The following is a 19,591-nucleotide window of genomic DNA, read 5'->3' on the forward strand; positions in this document are numbered from 1 at the left end:
TGATCCATGAATAAGGTGCTGAGGAATCCGGTGGCCTACTTGATTTTTGTCGTCCCGGCCCTGGTTTTGTATGTGACGTTTTATATCGTCCCGCTGTTCTCGTCCTTAAGATATTCCGTCACAAGCTGGAACGGGATTAACGAACCGGTGTTCAACGGAATCGATAACTTCCTTAAAGCGCTCCAAGACGAAAAGTTTTGGATCGGATTTAAAAATAACGTTTATTTTGTCGGGTTTTCGCTTATTATTCAAGTTCCGATCATTATCGCGGTCGGCATTATCATCAGCAGGGCGAAAAAAATGTTGGGACTTTATAAAGTATCGGTATTTTTGCCGAGCGTGCTGTCGACGGCCGCCGTTGGGATTATATGGCAATTCATATACCAACCGGATGCCGGGCTGCTCAATCAGCTTCTCCGCGCTACCGGGTTCGCCGATGTGGCCAAGCCGTGGTTAGGAAACCCGGATACAGCTATGACTGCGGTGCTCGTAGCGAACGCTTGGCAGTGGACCGGATTTTATATCGTTCTGGTGCTCGCGGCCATCTTCGCGATTCCTTCGGAAGTGCTGGAGGCGGCGGAAATCGACGGCGCCGTCGGCTTCAAAAAGGCGTGGCACATCACCGTGCCGCTCATTCGATCGGTCATTGTCGTCGTCATGCTGCTGTCGATCACGGGCGCGATGAAGGCGCTGGATATCGTATTGATTATGACCAGCGGCGGACCTTTCGGCAGTTCGGAAGTCATGGCCACGTATATGTACAAGCAGGCGTACTCGGCCGGCGAATACGGTTACGCCAATGCCATTGCGATTATCATTTTTGTGTTTACGTCTGTTGTCACGCTCATTTTCCATCTGTTCTCACGCAGGGTAGAGGAGGTTAAATACTGACATGAAGAAAGCGTTGGCCAAAAGTATTCCTCATCTCGTCCTGATTCCGTATGTGCTTATCGTCGTTTACCCGATTTACTTCATTGTGATCTCGTCTTTAAAGAAAAATAACGAGATCATCACGAATCCATGGGGCTTGCCTTCGGAGTTTTCCTTTTCGCACTATGAGAGTGCGCTGACGAATTCACATTTGGGCACGTATTTTATTAACAGCCTTTATATCGCTACCATCGCTACGGTCGGGTCCTTGCTGCTTGCCATGGGGATCGCCTTCGCGGTCACGAGAATGCGGTTTCCGTCGATCAGCAAGCTGGTGTACGGTCTGCTGCTGCTCTCGCTGCTCATTCCTCCCGCTTCGCTGCTGATTCCGCTGTATATTATGGTGAAGGACATGGGGCTGTACAACACCCCTTTGGCGCTCATTATTCCGTATATGGCGTTTGGGATCCCGTTAACCGTCTTTGTCGTAGCGGCTTTCATGAAAGCTATTCCTACCGAGCTTGAAGAGGCCGGCATCATGGACGGGCTGTCCGCTTACGGTTTGCTGTTCCGAGTTGTGTTCCCGCTGTCGCTGCCGACGCTCGTTACAGTGTTTATCATTAACTTCCTCGGCCATTGGAACGAATACGTCATGGCGAACCTATTCCTGTCTACACAGACGCTCCGGACGCTGCCAGTGGCGGTCGTCGGGTTTGCGGACAAATTCAACATGAACTATGGCGCCCTGTGCGCTTCGATCAGTATCAGCGTCATCCCGATCATTATCATCTTCACCTTTTTGCAAAAACAAATTATTGAGGGCGTCACGGCGGGTAGCGTAAAGGGGTAATCGCCCCTTCTGCCCGCCTTCGCTGCGTCAAGCTTCGAAGCTCCGGCCGCATTCGGCACGGGCTTCTTTGCGTTCATCCGAAATAGCGGATGCCTGAAGCTGGCAAAAAAAATGGTTAGTTTTCTATTGACAGGTTAGATTATCCAGTATAAAATACCAATCAGAGATCGCTTGAACAAATGTTCAAAACAAACGTTCAAATTCGTGTTCAAATCGAAAGGGAGGTCTTCATGAAACCGGAAGCGCAGGGAAAAGACGTCAAGCTGAAAATATTGAACGCCGCCAAGAAGCTGTTCGCAAAAAAAGGCTTCGAAGGCACGACGGTACGGCAGATTTGCGACGAAGCGGGAGTGGCGCTCGCTCTGGTGTCTTATCATTTCGGCGGCAAGGAAAACGTGTTCTACGCACTGTTCGAAACGTTCGCCCCGGCGTTCCTGGCAGCGGAGTACGACCTCGAAGATCCTGCGCAAGATTTGCAAGCGTTCGTCCGTGAGTTTGCGCTCTTCCGCTTGGCGGAGCCGGAGCTGATCAATATCCTTCAACAGGAGGTCATGATGGAGAGCCCGCGGCTGGAGAAGCTTCAGTCGATCATCCACGTACTGTGGCGACAACTGCGCCTCATTCTTGAAGCAGGCAAAGCCAAGGGGCAGTTTGAGTTTGATTCGACCCGCCATACGGTGCATTTTATCGTAGGTACGCTCGTATTTTCGCGCAGCAGCCCGTTTCTGGACCCCGTATTTCAGGACGAGAACGAATCGAACCAGCCTACGGCGGCTGAGACCGAAAAAATGGTTGTCGAACTGACAACCAAATTCATTTTGAACGGAATCAAAAGCAAGATATAGAGAAGAGAAGCATCGGGAGAGGGGAACGGAGGAAATGAAGAAACAAGTGGCGGCGATCGTCGTATTGGCATTAGCGCTCAGCGGAGGAGGCTGGATGCTCGCGGCACAGGGCAAGGATGCGGTAACGCTGGCTTCTTCCAATAAAGGAAGCATTCTGACGGCGGAGCAGGTGAATGTTTCGTTTCAAGGCGTCGGCGGCAAAATCATCGATCTGCCGATCAAAGAGGAGCAGGCGGTGCGCAAGGGCGACGTGCTGATGACGCTTGATCCGACGGATATCGACCTGCAGCTTCGCAAAGCGCAGGCCGATGTGGAGGTTACGACCTTAAAGATCAAGCAGGCGGAAGACGGCATCCAGGTCGCCCAAAGCAAGCTGGACAATGCGGTGAAGCAGGCGCAGCTCGGCTTGTCGCAGGCGGAGACGCAGGAGGCGCAGGTGGCGGACGGCGCGAGAAGCGAAGATATCGAACGGCAGAAGCTTGCCGTCGCGGCTTCGGAGGAAGCCTACACGCATGCGCTCAAGCTGTACAACCAGCTGCTTAATACGGAGGAGACGTACGATAATAATCCGTATTCGTACAAGGATCACCGCGACGCGGTCGAGAATGCGCGCAGCCAGGTAACGACGCTGGAGAATGCGAGAAATCAGCAGCAGGCCGTGCTGGATAAAATGCTCGCCGGTGCGACGGATAAAGAACGCAAGCTGGCGGCGCTGCAAGCGGACCGCGCCAAGGCAGTCGTCGAGCAGCATCAGCTCGCCGAGGGCGATATCGCGAATCAGCGGATCGGCATCGAGGCGCTGAACAAGCAACTGGAGCAGTTGAACATTTTGATGGAATCGCTGAAGGTGCAGAAGGACCGCTTCACGCTGCGCGCCCCGAGTGACGGCAAAGTGGTCAGAATCATGCCGAAGACGGGCGAGAATGTCGGCTCCGGGATGCCGGTCGTCGTATTGGAAACGGGCAAGCTCTATTACGACTTGTATGTCGACGAGCGCCAAGTCGGCAAGTTCCAGGCCGGTTCCGTTGTTCCGACGCATTTTGCCGCACTGGCGGACAAGGTGGAGGGCAAAGTCCAGTTTGTTACGGCCGCGCCGCAATTCGCTGCGCTTCGGATGAGCCGGGAGAAAGGCACCGCAGATTTGAACTCGTTCCAAGTGCGTGTCTACGTAGAGCGGACCGACAAGCTGCTGCCGGGCATGACAGCGGAGGTGCGTGTCGATGAAATCCCTGCTCGATGAAACGAAATACGCGCTATCCGGCAAATTCGTCCTGGCGATTCTGATCGCTCCGCTAATCGTGGCGGCGCTGTTCGGCTACATGTTCAAGAACGGTCAAATCAACGAAGCGCCGATGGCGGTCGTCGATGAAGACAATAGCTTATACAGCCAGCAGTTTATCGACAAAGTGAACGCGTCCCAATATCTCAACGTCGTGGACGTGTTCCACGAGGCGATCCCGCCGGAAAAGCTGATGGCCAATGAAAAATATATGGTCGTCATGTATTTGCCGCGGGGAATGGAGCAGTACCGTTTCCAAGGGAAGCAAATTAATATAGGTTTGCTCATCGACAACTCGATGCCGTCGGCTATTGGGAACATACGTTCCGGTATGCAGGAGCTGATTACGATCGAGAATACGACGCTGTCCGTAGGCAAGCTGAAGGTGATGGGGCTCGGCGACGATGCGGCGATGGGGATTGCTTCCCCGCTCTCGCTGCAGCAGCGGCTGCTGTTTAACCCGACCTCCGATTTTATAGGCTTTATGGTCATCGGCTTCGTCAATGTGGTGGCTCTGGGGATTACCGCCATCGCCGGGGCATCCATCGTCCCTCGCCTGCGGGTGGAGGGACGGCTGGAGGAGGCGCTTCGTTCGCCGATCGGGCTATGGTCGCGCGTGCTGCCGTACGCGGTGATCTCCTGCATCAGCTTGATGCTGGCCTTCGGACTTCTGAAGCAGCTTGGCGGGCTGAGGTTTGTCGGGAACCCGCTGGAATTTCTGGTTCCGCTGCTGCTCTACACGCTGACGGTCACGCTGATGGGCATGGTCGTCGGTTGGACGGCGGCGGACCCGTCGAAGGTGGCGCTCCGTACCTATGCGATTGTGTACCCGTCCTTCATGCTGTCCGGTGTGCAGGTGGCCACGATAATTTTCCCCGGGCCGATTCAAGCGGTCAGCAACATGCTGCCGTTGACCTGGCTGTTCAAATTCATTCGGGGCATCGGCTACCGCGGCGGAGCGCTTGAATATTTCGCAAGGGAACTCGGTGTATTTGTAGTGATGATCGGCGTGATGTCGCTTGCCGTCGGTTTGCTGACGATATGGGAGACGCGCCGGGTTAAAGTAAATTCAACAGTGGGAGAGGTTGCAGCATGACGAATTCGAACCACCAATGGAAAAAAACAGCACTGTCCGTCGTTTTGACGGCTTCCCTGCTTGGCACGGCGTCCATTCCGTCTGCCATGGCGGCTTCGGCCACGCCGGAAGCCGCGGTAACGGCGGACGCGTCGAAGGCGGCTTCGGGCGGCCAAGCATCCGGCACGATCGCCGGAACGCCGCAGCTGCAAAGCTATGCGCTTACGGATAAGCTGCAGGTCGAAATCAAGAGCTTGCTGAACGAAACGACAAGCGAAGGCACACGCATCGCGGCGGTCGTGCGGGTTCGGAGCTCGGACGCCAAGGTGGCGAAAATTCCGGATCTGGAGCTGCGCGTTAAAACCGCCGACGGCTACGAATATCCGATGCAAGCGAGCGTGTTTAACGCCCATGCCATCCGCCCGGGCACGACCGAGGAATTGAACTTTCTGGTCAAGGTGGACCGCCGTGATCCTTCGGAGCTGACTGAGCTGGTCTGGTATGCTGTTGATTGGTACTCGTATCCGAAGAAGGAGAGCGTGCAGCTTGCAGTGCCCGTGAAAGGGCAGGAATGGACCGGACCGCTGTCGGGCTTCGCGAATTCCGCTTCATCGGTGCTGCCGTGGGAGCGCTCCTTTACGTTAAGTCCGGCGCTGGAATCGCCGCTCGTTTACACGCCGGTTTCGGTGAACCGGGACAATACGCCGCAAGGCCCGGTAACGACGGTGAAAATGCGCGTGGAGAATCCGTCCGCGACTAAAGAGGCTGTTCCTGATTTTTCCTTAGACGGCAAGTCGAATGGAAACGGCAGGACCGATAAAACCGTCTTCCCGGGGAAACGGGTCGAGGCGTCGCCGCTGGTGCTTGAACCGAAGGAGCAGCGGTACATCCATTTTGCCATCCCGACCGATAAAGATACCGTGCTCACGAGCTTCAACGTACTGACTCCGGAAACGTTCCGCCAGCTTGATCCCAAGGGCCAGCCAAGCCAGGTTTCCTACAGCGTGGGACGTTATCAGGTGGCGCTGCCGGTCACGAGCAGCACGACGGAATTCAATGCGGCCAAGCCTTACGAACTGGGCCAGCCTTTTGCCTTCGACAGCTTGTCCGATACGATCGATCCGCACCTGTCGGTGTCGATGGTCGAGTTCCATCGTCATGAAAACGACGGCGAAGGCTATCAGACCGTGATTGCGAAGCTGCTGCTCACGAATAACAGCGATTTGCCGGTTCCGGTGCCGACGTTCCAGACGAAGCTGATTACGTCGCAGGGCATGACGTATTCCGGCAATCGGCAAGCGGGGACGATAACGGAAATTATGCCGCAAACGAGCTATGCCGTCAGCTATGCGTTCAACATGCCGACCGAGAATCAGGACGAGCAATACGTTCTGAAGTTCACGGATGCGAAGACGGCGGCACCAGCCTCGACAGCGATCGGGGCGTATCGTGTGGCAATGCAGGAAACGAAGCTGGATCTGGCAAATATGTCGTTCTATCCGTTCAAGGTGAAGCTCAACGACTGGACGCTGAACGCACGGTATAACGTACCTTCGGCGCTTTCTCCGAACACGCCAATCAGCTATACGTATCGTATGAAGCTCGATATGGACATTGCCCGCAACGAGCATGTCGTCGTCGATCCGAATTCGTCCAAAATGCAGTTGGAGCTGGTAGATAAGACGGGCAGAATATTGTCGACCAAGTCGCTGCCGTTCAGCGGCGTCAACCGGTTGATCAGCGGCGTACAGTTTATTCAGTTCGATACTCTGCGTACCGAAGAGCACGAGTATCCGCTGGATATCAATATTTACGAAGTGATCACGACCCCGACGGGCGAAGCGAAGCGGCTTGTCGGCGTTTTGAAGCAATAGGACGGCGTTTGCGCATTCCGAAAGCAGCAGGTTCTCTCAGCGAGGGCCTGCTTTTTTTATAATGATACCTCTAAGACACGAGTGTATCATCCTCGAAAAAGCTTCGATAAGAAGCTTTTCTTATTTTGGACCAGAGGTTCAGAAGCTGGAAAACGTGTGATAAAATAACAGCATGTGGAGTTCTATTCCGAACGGGAGATGGAGACGGAATCGATGCGCAACGATACCTATGGGTCAGATACATACGAGACCAAGGAACAGATCGTTCAGCTTAGCTTTTACCGGGGCGAGCACGAAGCGGCGCTTCGGGCGTTTGAGCTTCCGGAAGAGCAGGCCAGGTTTACGGCGCTCCCAGGCGAGGTGCTTGAGCTTTCGTTAAACGACGAGAACCGGTATCCGGTCGTTATTTTAGCCGGGGATATGCCGGTCGGCTTTTTCGTCTTGCATCGTGGTGAAGTAACAGCCCCGTTTTCCGATAATCCGAATGCGATTCTTCTCCGGGCGCTTTCCGTCAATCAGGCTCATCAAGGACGCGGTTATGCCAAACGGGGCATGCAGGACGCGGCCGCTTTTGTAATGGAACATTTCCCGGGAGTGGAAGAAATCGTCTTGGCGGTCAACGAACGAAACCTTGTTGCCAAGCGGCTGTATGAAGCGTCGGGATTTCGGGATACGGGAAGGCAGCGTCTGGGGCCGATCGGAATGCAGCACATCTTGAGCCTTTCCTTGGAGTAATGACGTGCAGTTTAAAAATCCGAATAAGGAGAGATTGCCGTGCATACTGCCGAAGCATTGGGATACGGTAAGAGCGACAGACTGTTGGTCGTCAACGCCGACGATTTCGGAATGTGCCATGCCACGAACGAAGCGGTGCAGCAGCTGCTATTGGAAGGCGCCGTTTCGTCAGCCACGGTCATGATGCCCTGTCCATGGGCCAAGGAAGCGGTGAGTTGGGCGGCAAAGCATCCGGCTTGCGATGTCGGCGTGCATTTGACCTTCACCAGCGAATGGCCGACGTACAAATGGGGACCCGTCACCCGTACGGGCTCGGTCGCTTCGCTCCTGACGGAGGAGGGCTATTTCCCGGCGGACAGCGCGACCGTCGAATGCGAAGCGGACCCGGACGATATCCGCCGGGAGATCGTGAATCAGATCGAGCTGGCGCTGCGAATGGGCCTGAAGCCGAGCCATGCGGACAATCATATGGGTAGCCTGTATGGGCTGCATACGGGCCGGGACTTTCTGGAGATCGTCCTGGATGTCTGCGCCGCTTATCGGCTGCCGTTCCGCCTGCCGCGGTATTTGGAGCCCGGCGACCCGGGCATTCCGCCGCAAGCGTACGAGATTGCGGAGGCGCGGGCAGCGCTGGCGGACCGGAAGGGCGTCGCGATCATCGATCACCTGCGCAGTTTGCCCTTTGTGCAAGGGCCGGGGGAGACATACGAGTCGTTTCGGGACGGGATGGCGGCTTTGCTTCGTTCGCTGAAGCCCGGCATCACGGAAATCATCATTCATCCTTCGCGGATTGACGAAGAGCTCAAGGCCATTCATTCCCACTGGGAAAAAAGGGGAATGGAGTTCGAGGTGTTCCGCGATCCGGTCATACGTCAGGTGATCGCTTCCGAAGGCATCCGCCCGATACGCTGGTCGGAGCTGCAGCGCCTTATGCGAAAGGAAGCTTAGCTTGAGCTCCAAAATCAAAAGATCCCGCCCAGACTCCGAAAGGAGCCGGCGGGATCTTGTTTGTATAGGGGGGGCGTTAGCGCTGCCAGTAGGCAGGCAGCTCCGCTTGATTTTCCCGTAAAATATCGTCCAGCACCGACTTGGCCAGCGAAGCGGAGCCGACGAGCGGATGGAGGGTCAGCGCTTGAAGCGCGATGCCGTAGTCCCCGGTGACGGCAGCTTCGACCGTCAGCTCCTCGTAAGCTTTTACCGCTTGCAGCAGTCCGCGGATTTTGGCGTCGATCGGTGTGGTCAACTGCACCGGATGGGCGCCGTTCGCGTCGATGACGCAGTTCACTTCCACCGAGACGTCGTCCGGCAGGCATCCGATGATGCCGTTGTTGCGCACGTTGACGGTTTGGATATCCTTTTTGTTGTTGTAAATGGAAGAGATCAAATTCAGCGCCGCTTCGGAATAATAGGCGCCGCCGCGTTTTTCGAGCTGCGGAGGCTTGACGCTCAGGTTCGGGTCTTTGTACATCTCGAACAGCTCGTCTTCGACCTTCTTTACGGCTTCCGCCCGGGTGCCGGTCGTTTCCGCCGCATGGAGCTGCTCTTTCAGCATCTCGTCGCGCAAATAATAATAGCGGTGGTAAGCGCACGGTAACGAGCCGAGCGATTTCAAAAATTCGAGATCCCAGCCGAAATCCGGGATGTTCTTCATCGTAAACCCGCTTTGCCCGCTTGCCGCTTGGAACAGCACTTGCTGAGTCACGTCGACGCCATCGACGATCACGCGGGTCGTCCAGTTCAGATGGTTAATGCCGATCATCTCGATGTCCACTTGGGAGACGTCGACGTTCAGCGCCTTGGCGATCTGCATCCGGGTGCCGATCGGCAAATTGCAGAGCCCCATCGTCCGGATGCTGGAATGCTTCAGCACGGCTTCCGTCACGATTCCCGCCGGATTCGTAAAGTTGAGCAGCCAGGCATTGGGCGCAAGCTCTTCCATGTCCTTGCAAATATCGAGAATAACCGGAATCGTCCGGAGCGCCTTGGCGAAGCCGCCTGCGCCGGTCGTTTCCTGCCCGATCAGATTGTAGCGCAGCGGAATGCGCTCGTCCCGGGCGCGGGCCGCGAGCAGGCCGACGCGGAGCTGCGTCGTGACGAAGTCGGCATCCCGGATCGCCTCCCGCCGATCCAGCGTTAAGTGGAGATTGATGGGGACGTTCGCTTTTTCCAGCATGCGCTTGGCCAGGTTGCCGACGATTTCCAGCTTTTCCTTACCTGCTTCGATATCGACCAGGTATAAATCTTTCACGGGAAGCTCGGGATACCGTTTGATGAAGCCTTCGATCAATTCCGGCGTGTAGGAAGAGCCGCCGCCGATAACGGCTACTTTTAACGATTCCTTTTTCATGCTTCATACCCTCCGTAAGCTGCAAATTTGGAATGAATCGCTTCGCCTGCCGCCAGACCCAGATGGTCCATGCCGAGCAGCACGGCGCCGTAAACCGGAGCCATCTCCGGAATGATCAGTTCAATGGAGCCATGCTCCTGCCGGACCGTCTCCTCCAAGGCGGCGAGCAAATGCGGATTGCGGCCTTTCTGTACGACGCTGCCGACCAGCACGATCGGAATCGTCTCCTTCCGGAAGCCGCCGAGCCGACGAATGACCGAGCACGCCGCAATGCCAAGCTCCCGGCCGGTTTCCTGCAGGAGGCGGATCGCCAGAGCGTCGCCTTCGTCAGCCGCCTCGTGCAGCACGATCGCGAGATTCCCCTCCCTCAGCGAGTAGATATCCCGGTCCAGAAAATCGTTCACCATCTGCTCAACGGTGTCGAAACCGAAATAACGGGGCACTTTGTGCTGCAGAACGGACGGAATTTCCCGGTATTCCCAGGAGCGAACCGCCGCTTGGAATGTCCGCGTCGCCATATAGTGGCTGCCTGCGGCGTCGCCGTACAGCGTTCCGAGGCCTCCGGTTTGAATCGTGCGGCCTGCCTCGTTGCGTCCCGCCGCATTCGTGCCGCTGCCGCAGACAAGCACGACGCCCGCATTGTCCGGACAGCCGATGCGAAGGCCTTCCATCGTATCACAGACGAGGTCCCAATTCTCAAAAGGCAGCGTTGCCAGCGCAGGACGAAGAATCGAGAAATCGTGCTCCCGGTCCGCACCCGCAAGGCCGTACTGGACGAAGGCGATATCGGCATAGGTCAGACCGGCCCCTTGGATCGCCAGCTCCACCGATTGCCGGATATGCCCCAGTGCCTTCTCGATGCCGACAATCTGGTGATTGCCGCATCCGGCAATGCCGCTTCCCCGCTTGTTTCCTTGCTCGTCGATAACGACCGCGTACGTTTTGGTTCCGCCGCCGTCTACGCCGATGATGTAGCGCATGCTGAAGCCGACTCCTTTCGTTTTCCTAAGAAGCATTTGTTACTACAAATATTATTAATTTGTATTTGTCATTACAAATTTAACATGCCTTCCGAGCGGCGTCAACGGGTCATTTTCGGATAAAACAGGCTCTTGAATACCTATCTTCAACGTTGTATCCTATAGTTGTATCTAAATTTGTATCGAATGTATTGGAACAATGACTATGAGTTCATATCGGAGGTTTCAACGTGACGAAAACGAAAGCGGACGCTCCGCTCTATCATAAACTGAAGGACCGCATTCTGGAGCTGATCGAGTCGGGACGGTACCGGCCGGGGGACCGCTTGCCGACCGAATACGAGCTGTGCGAGCAGTTCGAGGTGAGCCGGACGACGGTGCGGCAGGCGCTGCATCATTTGAAGCTGGAGGGGCATATCGAACAAACGCAAGGCAAGGGCACCTTCGTCGCTTCTTCCAAAATTCAGCAGCCGCTGTCCAGCTATATCAGCTTTGACGATTATATGAAGCGCCTGGGGCTATCCGGCGAAACGAAGGTGCTGGAATTCGCCGTAGTGCCGGCAACCGCGCAGCTGGCCAAGATGCTGCACGTCGCCGAAACGGACCCGCTCTTCAAGCTGATCCGCATGCGGTATGTAGACCGGACACCTTTGAAATATTCCATTACGTATATTCCGTGGAAGGTCGCGCCGGGTCTTGCCTTTGAGGAAATTCAAGGCTCGCTGTACGATGTGTTCCGCGGCAAGTACGGGCATCAATTAAGCAAATGCGTCGACTGGATCGAGCCGATCCTGACCGACGATCAGTACAGCGAATATTTGGAGGTTGCCGTCGGGGCTCCCGCCTTGATGGTTCGCTCGGTCACCTATGATACGGCGGGCCTGCCGCTGGAGCATTCGCAGGAAATATTCCGCGGCGACCGTTCGAAGTTCGTGCTGGAGCGCGACCTCCAGTCGCCATCTGCCAAGTACACGGGACTGCTGCCCGATCCGTGGCAGCACGAGCCGGACGGCGCCGAATGACTCTAAAAAAGGCACGACAAAACGGCCCGGTTCCAACGAACCGGACCATTTCCACGCTATTCGGGTTAGCCGGAATGATGCTTCCTGACGTATTGCTCCGGCGACGGCCCCACGATCGACCTGAAATCGCGGATGAAATGGGACTGATCGTAGTAACCGAGCGCCAAGGAGAGCTGTGACCAGTCAGGAACAGAGCCATGGTGCATCTGCTCGGCCGCTTCATGAAGCCGGTAGCGCCGAATGACCCATTTGGGGCTTACGCCGACATAGCGGTCGAACAAGCGCTGCAGCGTCCGCTTGTGCACTCCGGTCTGGCGCACGGCGTCATCCACTTTGACGATGGTCCGGTCGTTTCGGATGCGGCTGACGATGTCGTTCACAAAGCTGACGTTGTCGTCCTGTGCCGGGAGTCGCTCGCCGAGAAACGTTTCCACCCGGCTTAGCGCCGGCTCAATCTCTTCTTGGGCAAAAATTTCTTTCTCGAGCGGTCCGCTGTCCATACCGAACACTTCGCGAAAGCTGACGGAGCTGTCCGTCAACCGGGATACTGGCTCGTTCAGGAAGGGGTAGAAGCCTCCGGGCTTGAATTTCAGGCCAAGCACCCAGCCTCGGTCCTGCAGCAAATGCGAGGAGGTCGCGCTGGCAACACCGTAGATGCGCGTAAGCTCAGGTTCGAAAACCAGGTTGACGTTCGGATGGGTCAATACCGTCTGACGATACGGCACTTCTCCGCGCAAGTCCCACTTGACGATCCAATAGCGCTGCACAAAAAAACCAATGTCCGCTGAAGGCTGGAAGCGGGACAGCATAAACTTTGTTTCGCCGGCTTTCGGATGCAATATTCCTCTGGGGGTCTCGTCGGCCGTCCTATGCATCAAATCTCTCCCTTGCTCCGGTATAGTGGGAAAATCGTTCTGTCGCGTTTTTCCTATACGCTTGTCCGCAGCCGAATGTATAGTAAGAGTAGCAGTCGGGACATCCGATTGCAATTCCAAAATTCATTGTTGCGCGGAGGGATAAGAATGGATCTTGTTTACCATTACTATATCGGGGCGTCGCCTGAGGACGTTTGGCAGGTATTGATTTCGGACGAAGGCGTGAAAAAGACAATGTTCGGCTGTACGATCCGCTCCACCTTCGAGGTCGGCGCCGATTACGCGTATGTGGGACCCGGAAACGACGGCGACGAAACCGTCCACGTTTACGGCAAGGTGCTCGCCATTGAGCCAAACCGTCTGCTCAGCGTGACCGAGCATGCCGGACCGTCTTACCGGGAAAACCACGCCGAGCTGGAGACCCGGATCACGTTCACGCTGGAGCCTATGGGCAGCTGCACCAAGCTGACGCTCGTCAACGACCAGTGGCCGGCCGACCATCCGTCGTACGAAAACACGCGGCAAAGCTGGCCTATGATTTTGAGCAACATCAAAACCTACGCCGAAACGGGCAAAACGCTTGATTTCGGTTATTGATATCGTGTCAAACGGGACGGAGACTTGCTTCGTTCCGTTTTGCTTTCTGCGATTTTTGCGGCGGCATAGACAACGATCAGAGAGAGCGTAATCCAGACGGACCGTTCGAAGGCGATGCGAAAGAGAGCTTGCGTCCACAGGCCGTCGCCGATGATAAAATAAGCTACCCGATTGGAGATACGTAAGCCTCCGTCATGCATGCCGGGAAGCAAATTGTAAAAGTAGTTTTGCCCCAGACCGAAGTTAGCGACAAGCGATAACAGCACCGACAAGAGCAGAGCCGTGGAATAGACGGCCTTCGCGCCCAGCCGCTTGAGCACGCCTGCGACCAGCAGCACGGCAAGCAGCGTCAGAGCCGCATAAAGCATACAGCGATCCTCCTTTTGCCAAAAGATATCGTCTCTTTCAGCATAGTAAGAACGAAGCGGTGTGACAATGACGCGCCGCTGACAATTGGGTTACAAAAGCAGGTGCCGGGCGAGGCTCGAAAATCTGCTCCCCGACACGAAGCTCCCGAATTTAGCGATTTTAGCCCTTCATGCTGTCAGCCGACAGGCCGGGAATCGGCTGCGGCTTCTTTTTGGCTTTCCCCAAACCGGTCATCCATTGCCCGAGGAGCGGAAGCCTGGACAGCGCAAATGTGGCCAGCACCGACATCGCCGAGCAAAGAATAAAGGCTAGGATCATGCGAAGCGTGACGTTCACCTGCGGAAGCAGTGCGTCAGAGAGCAAGGTAGCCCAGGTCAGCAGCAGCGCATGGATCAAATAAGCGCCATAGGAATATTGGCTGACCATCCAGAGCACACGGCGCGTAAGCCCCTTCGCGGATTCGGCGGCCCTCATGCCGAACTTATATGCCACAAGAATCGAAGCGATCAAGAAAACCGCCGTCATTGGGCGCAGCAAAAGCAAGTCCTCGTAGTGATTCTGAGATGCAGGGATATTTTCGAAGCCGGCAACGACACGATAGGTCAAGTAAGCGGACAAGCTAAAAAAGACGGCATACACCAGCGGCCCGTTGCGTCTCAGCCATTCCCTCCATTGCGTTAGCGCCAAACCGGAAACCGCTCCAAGAACGAAGTAGTAGAAGAAATAGAGCGAGTTGCGATCTGCATATTCGGTCAGCATCGGGGTCAGCACCGGCACATTCCATTGCTCCGCCGCTTGGTAAATCGGCCATATTAGAGTCATGCCATACACATACACGGCAGCCAAAAGCACCATGGCGGCGATCGCGCGCCCAGATGTCAAGATTCGGCTTCGCACATTCCGGATCGCCCAGCGCCAAAGCGGAAACGTCACATAAAACGGAATGATCATCACGATATACCATAAGTGATACGAGGCTTTGCCGGTGAATGCCAGCCCCGCGAACTGCTGTATGCCTGGGAAGAGGCCGTTGCTCTGCAGCAATGCAGGAGCAGCATAGATGAGGGACCAGAACAAATACGGGATGCCGATGTCCTTCAGCCGTTTTTGCAGAAACGAACCGTACCGAAGCGGCCCGTCATAATTGTAAAACAGCACGAGACCTGTAATAAAGATGAACACCGGAACGGCAAACTTGGAAATAAGAAGAAAAAGTGTAAACATCACGCCATCCGAAAGCGTTGTATCCGGCTCGGACAAATAGTGGCCGATCGAGTGCTGCAGCACAACGGCCAGAAAGGCGAGCGCCCGTAAAACATGTATTTCTTCGATGTTGTTTTTTTTCATTTCTATCCTTTCTGACCCCCTGATGACAATAAACCCTACGGCTATGATTCAAACAACTCTATCATTATAGTGCAAAAGCATAGCTTTATGAAAGAAAAGAGGGTTTAGGATTTCTGGAATTTCAGGAAAACAATAAAGTGATTTACCGGCGTCCTCTATGAAGCGTCGGGCTGATCCACACGGCGGATTCTCCGGTTTTGGAAGAGCGTCCTGGCTTTGGAGCCTTCGTTTGCTTTGAAACGAACAGGCCGGAAGGGGCTGTTTTGCGGGTCTGCGATTTGCCGCTCCGGCTGGCGGCCGTGGTTTTGGTGTCGGCTCGTTGTGCGGACCTCGACCGGTATGACGATCTCATATACTGAGCTGAAGTGTTCGGTGCAGAACCGGTCGCCGGGTCGACGGATTCAGGTACGTCCGATAGCGGCGAGAACAACAGCGTCCGGGCCCCTTGATCATAAGCAAGCAGGCACGGCTGCCCGTTGCCCAGACGAAGCTTGGCCGCAGCGCCCGCCGACAGCACGAATTGTTCGCTAAGCTCGTTTGGGGGCACCGAGAGGCGGAGCTTGACGGAAGCATTCCCGTGTCTGGCCCGCACGGTCCCGCTCCTTCGTGCGCCGGCCATTCCAAGCTTGTTCAATAACGAATACCCGATTCTTACTCTCGGTTCCGCTCGGCCCTTTTCGGTAAGCACGACTACCCGCTCTTTGTTAACGGTAATTTTGGTCAGAGTCACGGTATGCTCGAGCTCGTTATATTCCAGCAGACAGCGGGCTCCTCCCCGCAGGTCGACGGCTTGGGCCGTGGCTGGTCCCATTTCGATGTAATGAAACAGGCATTCGTCGTCGAGTCCCCGCACGATGCGGATTTGTTTGTCCGGACTGCCTTCTTTTTTCAAAACGACCATCGTTCCGTCCCGAAGTGTATGCAGCTCGTGTTCGTAGCCGTTTATACAATTCGCGACTACCGTCATCGTATCCTCGCCGTGCTCCGGGTTCACTACGACATCGAATAGTCCTCTAGCCACTTCGATCCTCTCCCGTATTCCGATGTAAGTTCCTGACGTCCTGCTTGCATTTATATATGGTATGTCGCCCGTCGTCCCATGGTACGTACAGGTGTCCCCGAGGCAGCTATAACGAAAAAAAGGCTACGGTCCCGGAAACACGGTATAATGGAGCTGGAACAGAGAGCAGCCTGACTGCTGGACGAGAGGAGAAAGAGGCTTATGGGGATGACCCGGTATACGCATTTGTTGTTCGACCTGGACGGGACATTAACCGATCCGAAGGACGGTATTACCCGGTCGATTCAATATGCTTTGGGGCGTATGGGAATCGAGGAGCCGGATTTGAACAAGCTGACGCCGTTTATCGGTCCGCCGCTGCAGGTGTCGCTGCGCGAGCGGTATGTTTTCACCCCGGAGCAGGCGTGGGAAGCCATTGGCTGGTACCGGGAATATTTCACGGAACGGGGCATGTTTCAAAACGAAGTGTACCCGGGCATCCCGCAATTGTTGGCGGAGCTCGGGGCAGAGGGCCGCAAGCTGATCGTCGCGACATCGAAGCCGATCGTATATGCTAAGCGAATTTTGGAGCATTTCGGGCTGGACCGGCATTTCGCCCATTTGGCGGGGAGCGAGCTTGACGGGACGCGTTCGGACAAAGCCGACGTGATCGCCTATGCGCTGGAGCTGGCGGGCTTCCCTCCCGTTTCCGCCTGCTTGATGATCGGCGACCGGAAACACGATATCGAGGGGGCGAGGGCTCACGGAATGGATTCGGCGGCCGTCGCTTACGGCTACGGCACCGCCGAAGAACTCAGGCTGGCGCAGCCCGCATATAGCGCCGCAACGGTACATTCGCTAGCGGAGCTGCTGCGCGGATGAGCCGCGGGGGCTATGTCGGCGTCGACGGCTGTCCGGGCGGCTGGCTTGCGGTGAGGCTGTCGGAGGATGGACAGAGCTGGGCGGCAGACGTATATGAAGACCCCCATCTCCTGTGGGAGGCCCATCGGGAGGCCAAGCTGATGCTGATCGACATGCCGATCGGCTTGACCGACGGCCGGGAGCCGCGGGCTTGCGACGCGCTCGCGCGGGAGCTGTTGAAGCCGGGGCGGGCTTCCTCGATCTTCGCCGCGCCGGTACGCGAGGTACTGGGAGCAGCTGGCTACGCCGAGGCGAATGCCCTGCAACGGGAGATTAGCGGCCGCGGCTTGTCGCGCCAGTCTTGGGGCCTCGTGCCGAAAATTCGCCGGCTCGACGAGCTGCTCCAGCAGAACATGGAGGCGCGCGGGCGCTTCCGCGAGTCGCATCCGGAGCTGTGCTTTGCGCAGCTCTTCGGCGGGCCGATGCGCCACGGTAAGAAAACGCCGGAAGGCTTCGCCGAGCGGCTCGCGCATTTACGGCGGGTCTGCGCGCACGCCGATGCCATCGTCGCCGAGCGGCTCGCGCGGTATCCGCGCAAGGTGCTGGCCCGCGACGACGTGCTCGACGCGCTGGTGCTCGCGGTCACCGGCTGGCTCAGCGGCGGCGCATTGCGCCAGGTGCCCGCCGAAGGCGATGCGGACCGAACGGGGCTGCGGCGTACGATTTCATTTTACAAGCCGGAGGGACGCACGCTTGCTGCCGGGAGGCAGTAGATCTGGCGGCACCGGGGTTTACAGCGGTTCGGATTGGCTTAATCATTATGCGTCAATTGCAAAGGCCGGGATTCCTTGAAACAAAGGGATTCCGGCCTTGTACTTTTTACCGGGTCCGAAAATAGGCGGCTTCTTGAAAAAACACAATTGACAATGATAATCATTATCACTTAATATGGTTGAGGAAGTACATGGAACATTACGGAAAACGGAGGGGCTTGGATATGAAACTGATTATTGTGTTTGCCAGCATGACGGGCAATACGGAGGAGATGGCCGACGAGGTCGCAGAGGGGGTCCGCGAAGCGGGGATCGAGCCGGTCGTCAAAAACGTGATGGATACAAGCGGTCATGAGCTGGGAGAGTATGACGGTATTATTCTTGGAGCCTATACTTGGGGCGACGGCGAGCTGCCCGACGAATTTCTGGACTTCTACGAGGAGATGGACGGTCTGGAGCTGAGCGGAAAAAAGGCGGCGGTCTTCGGTTCGGCCGATTCCTCGTACGCGCAGTTCGGCAAGGCGGTCGACCTCCTCAAGGAGAAGCTGGAGGAGCTTGGAGCGGACGTTGTCGCAGAAGGGTTGAAGGTGGAGTTAAACCCGTCGGATTCGGATAAAGCCGCCTGCCGGGCACTCGGCAAACAGGTGGCAGACGCTTTGGCCTGATACGGCTGCTGTGCGCCGGTTCGCCTTATCGCAGCGCTTCAGCCGGCGCATCCACTCATCCAGTTCGGCCGTCAGCTCGTCTTACCCCCGGCATCTTCCTCGGTCGAACGCTCCTCTTCCGCAACGGCCTCACGCTTTGAATCCCAAGCACGCCGACCGGTGTGCGCAGCTTGCTTCCCTCGTTGATCCGCGTTTTCTCCCGGCATCGGCATTCGCCTCCCGATCATCTTACGGCATGCGGCTTGGAGCTCCGAAGAGAGCGTGATAAAATCAATTCAGACGAACTTTGTCGAAGATCGATTTCACGCTATCGAGATCGGGAAAGGAGAGAGGGAAAACGATATGTTTACGGCCTTTATATTCGATATGGACGGGGTCATCATTGACAGCGAGCCGCTTCACTTCAAGGTGGATATGGAAGTGATGGGAGGGCTTGGCGTCCCGATTACGAAGGAGGAGCTGGAAGGGTATGTCGGGATGACCAATCCCGAGATGTGGACCCGAATCCGGCTCAAGTACGGCTTGACGCCATCCGTCGAAGACATCATCGAATTGCAACTGAAGCGGAAGCTGGCGTACTTGGAGGCTTCGGACGACCGGCCGATCGAGGGGATCACGGAGCTGCTTCATTCGCTCCATGGCACCAAGCGGATCGGTCTGGCTTCCTCCTCGCCAAGGGTGTTCATCGAGGCGGTGCTGAATAAGTTCGATCTGCTTTCGTATTTCGATTTTGTGATAAGCGGCGAAGAGGTGGACCATGGCAAACCGGCGCCGGATATTTATTTGAAAGCCGCTGAAATGCTCGGAGCCTCGCCCGACCAATGCATCGTCCTGGAAGATGCCCGTCATGGCGTGGCTGCGGCCAAAGCTGCAGGCATGACGTGCATCGGGTTTCAAAATGCAAATTCCGGGGAGCAGGATTTGTCGAAAGCCGATTGGATCGTCGGCTCGATCCGCCAGATCCGGCTTGAAGAGCTCGAGAGGCTGATCCCATCCGCCGAAGCGGGAGCTTAAGCTCCCGCGTAGTCGGTCCAATACTGAGAAGCGCACCTTTGCGGGCAGAAGCGTAATTCGCAGCCCGGCCGGTGCGCTTCTGTTTTTCTCTCCTTCCTCAGAAAGAACCCCATTAGTCCCCATTGTTCAGTCGATTACCTTCTCGCTTGAATCTCGTATATGGCATAGACGCCTCCGACAGCGCATAAATTACCAAGTACAGGGGAGATGGCA

20 protein-coding genes are annotated in these 19,591 nt (G+C 56.1%); 14 read left to right on the top strand and 6 right to left on the bottom strand.

What is annotated here, in order from left to right:
• Positions 1-6: 6 nt before the first annotated feature.
• The 8 genes from KQX66_RS28730 to KQX66_RS28765 all read left to right on the top strand — a co-directional run bounded on the left by KQX66_RS28730 (position 7) and on the right by KQX66_RS28765 (position 8,476).
• Positions 7-891: a carbohydrate ABC transporter permease gene (locus tag KQX66_RS28730; RefSeq protein ID WP_216796292.1), complete on the top strand. Its 885-nt coding sequence runs from the start codon at positions 7-9 to the stop codon at positions 889-891.
• 1 nt (position 892) lies between these two features.
• A complete protein-coding gene (locus KQX66_RS28735; RefSeq protein ID WP_054976296.1) occupies positions 893-1,720 on the top strand; it encodes a carbohydrate ABC transporter permease in 828 nt (275 codons plus the stop codon).
• Positions 1,721-1,950: 230 nt separating this feature from the next.
• The gene (locus tag KQX66_RS28740; RefSeq protein WP_054972498.1) at positions 1,951-2,565 is read left to right on the top strand and encodes a TetR/AcrR family transcriptional regulator; all 615 of its coding nucleotides are present in this window, start codon (positions 1,951-1,953) and stop codon (positions 2,563-2,565) included.
• Positions 2,566-2,599: 34 nt separating this feature from the next.
• Positions 2,600-3,805, top strand: coding sequence for an HlyD family secretion protein (locus KQX66_RS28745; RefSeq protein ID WP_216796294.1), 1,206 nt, complete (start codon positions 2,600-2,602; stop codon positions 3,803-3,805).
• A complete protein-coding gene (locus KQX66_RS28750) occupies positions 3,786-4,940 on the top strand; it encodes an ABC transporter permease (RefSeq protein WP_216796295.1) in 1,155 nt (384 codons plus the stop codon). The genes KQX66_RS28745 and KQX66_RS28750 overlap by 20 nt, the downstream gene beginning before the upstream one ends.
• Entirely contained in the window at positions 4,937-6,793 is a 1,857-nt protein-coding gene (locus KQX66_RS28755) for a hypothetical protein (RefSeq protein WP_216796297.1), read from the top strand. The genes KQX66_RS28750 and KQX66_RS28755 overlap by 4 nt, the downstream gene beginning before the upstream one ends.
• A gap of 213 nt (positions 6,794-7,006) precedes the next feature.
• A complete protein-coding gene (locus tag KQX66_RS28760) occupies positions 7,007-7,528 on the top strand; it encodes a GNAT family N-acetyltransferase (RefSeq protein WP_216796299.1) in 522 nt (173 codons plus the stop codon).
• Between the two features lie 39 nt (positions 7,529-7,567).
• Positions 7,568-8,476, top strand: a complete 909-nt coding sequence (locus KQX66_RS28765) for a polysaccharide deacetylase family protein (RefSeq protein WP_216796301.1) — start codon at positions 7,568-7,570, stop codon at positions 8,474-8,476.
• Between the two features lie 76 nt (positions 8,477-8,552).
• On the opposite strand, the gene KQX66_RS28770 is transcribed toward KQX66_RS28765, so the two are convergent.
• Positions 8,553-9,875, bottom strand: a complete 1,323-nt coding sequence (locus KQX66_RS28770; protein WP_216796303.1) for a 6-phospho-beta-glucosidase — start codon at positions 9,873-9,875, stop codon at positions 8,553-8,555.
• On the bottom strand, positions 9,872-10,855 hold the full coding sequence (locus tag KQX66_RS28775; protein WP_216796305.1) for an N-acetylglucosamine kinase: 984 nt from the start codon (positions 10,853-10,855) through the stop codon (positions 9,872-9,874). The genes KQX66_RS28770 and KQX66_RS28775 overlap by 4 nt, the downstream gene beginning before the upstream one ends.
• A gap of 230 nt (positions 10,856-11,085) precedes the next feature.
• Here KQX66_RS28775 and KQX66_RS28780 point away from each other — a divergent pair, with 230 nt between their 5' ends.
• Positions 11,086-11,877 (top strand): GntR family transcriptional regulator, encoded by a 792-nt coding sequence (locus tag KQX66_RS28780; protein WP_216796308.1) that lies wholly within the window; start codon positions 11,086-11,088, stop codon positions 11,875-11,877.
• A 65-nt stretch (positions 11,878-11,942) separates the two neighbouring features.
• Here KQX66_RS28780 and KQX66_RS28785 read toward each other — a convergent pair whose 3' ends face one another.
• On the bottom strand, positions 11,943-12,752 hold the full coding sequence (locus KQX66_RS28785) for a helix-turn-helix domain-containing protein (protein ID WP_216796310.1): 810 nt from the start codon (positions 12,750-12,752) through the stop codon (positions 11,943-11,945).
• Between the two features lie 147 nt (positions 12,753-12,899).
• On the opposite strand from KQX66_RS28785, the gene KQX66_RS28790 reads away from it, so the two are divergent.
• Complete coding sequence (locus tag KQX66_RS28790) at positions 12,900-13,349, top strand: SRPBCC family protein (protein ID WP_216796312.1); 450 nt, start codon at positions 12,900-12,902, stop codon at positions 13,347-13,349.
• On the opposite strand, the gene KQX66_RS28795 is transcribed toward KQX66_RS28790, so the two are convergent.
• From KQX66_RS28795 to KQX66_RS28805, 3 genes are all read right to left on the bottom strand, one after another.
• On the bottom strand, positions 13,343-13,717 hold the full coding sequence (locus KQX66_RS28795; RefSeq protein WP_216796314.1) for a hypothetical protein: 375 nt from the start codon (positions 13,715-13,717) through the stop codon (positions 13,343-13,345). The two genes, KQX66_RS28790 and KQX66_RS28795, sit on opposite strands and share 7 nt — an antisense overlap.
• Before the next feature lie 160 nt (positions 13,718-13,877).
• Complete coding sequence (locus tag KQX66_RS28800; RefSeq protein WP_216796316.1) at positions 13,878-15,065, bottom strand: acyltransferase; 1,188 nt, start codon at positions 15,063-15,065, stop codon at positions 13,878-13,880.
• Positions 15,066-15,207: 142 nt separating this feature from the next.
• Positions 15,208-16,086, bottom strand: a complete 879-nt coding sequence (locus KQX66_RS28805) for a hypothetical protein (protein WP_216796318.1) — start codon at positions 16,084-16,086, stop codon at positions 15,208-15,210.
• 201 nt (positions 16,087-16,287) lie between these two features.
• On the opposite strand from KQX66_RS28805, the gene KQX66_RS28810 reads away from it, so the two are divergent.
• The 4 genes from KQX66_RS28810 (at position 16,288) to KQX66_RS28825 (ending at position 19,378) form a co-directional block, all read left to right on the top strand.
• Positions 16,288-16,947, top strand: a complete 660-nt coding sequence (locus KQX66_RS28810; protein ID WP_216796320.1) for an HAD family hydrolase — start codon at positions 16,288-16,290, stop codon at positions 16,945-16,947.
• The gene (locus KQX66_RS28815; RefSeq protein ID WP_216796322.1) at positions 16,944-17,699 is read left to right on the top strand and encodes a DUF429 domain-containing protein; all 756 of its coding nucleotides are present in this window, start codon (positions 16,944-16,946) and stop codon (positions 17,697-17,699) included. The genes KQX66_RS28810 and KQX66_RS28815 overlap by 4 nt, the downstream gene beginning before the upstream one ends.
• Before the next feature lie 224 nt (positions 17,700-17,923).
• Entirely contained in the window at positions 17,924-18,364 is a 441-nt protein-coding gene (locus KQX66_RS28820; RefSeq protein WP_216796324.1) for a flavodoxin, read from the top strand.
• Positions 18,365-18,625: 261 nt separating this feature from the next.
• Positions 18,626-19,378: an HAD family hydrolase gene (locus tag KQX66_RS28825; RefSeq protein WP_308647294.1), complete on the top strand. Its 753-nt coding sequence runs from the start codon at positions 18,626-18,628 to the stop codon at positions 19,376-19,378.
• Positions 19,379-19,591 lie beyond the last annotated feature (213 nt).

The organism is Paenibacillus oleatilyticus (assembly GCF_018998565.1).
GTDB lineage: Bacteria > Bacillota > Bacilli > Paenibacillales > NBRC-103111 > Paenibacillus_G > Paenibacillus_G oleatilyticus.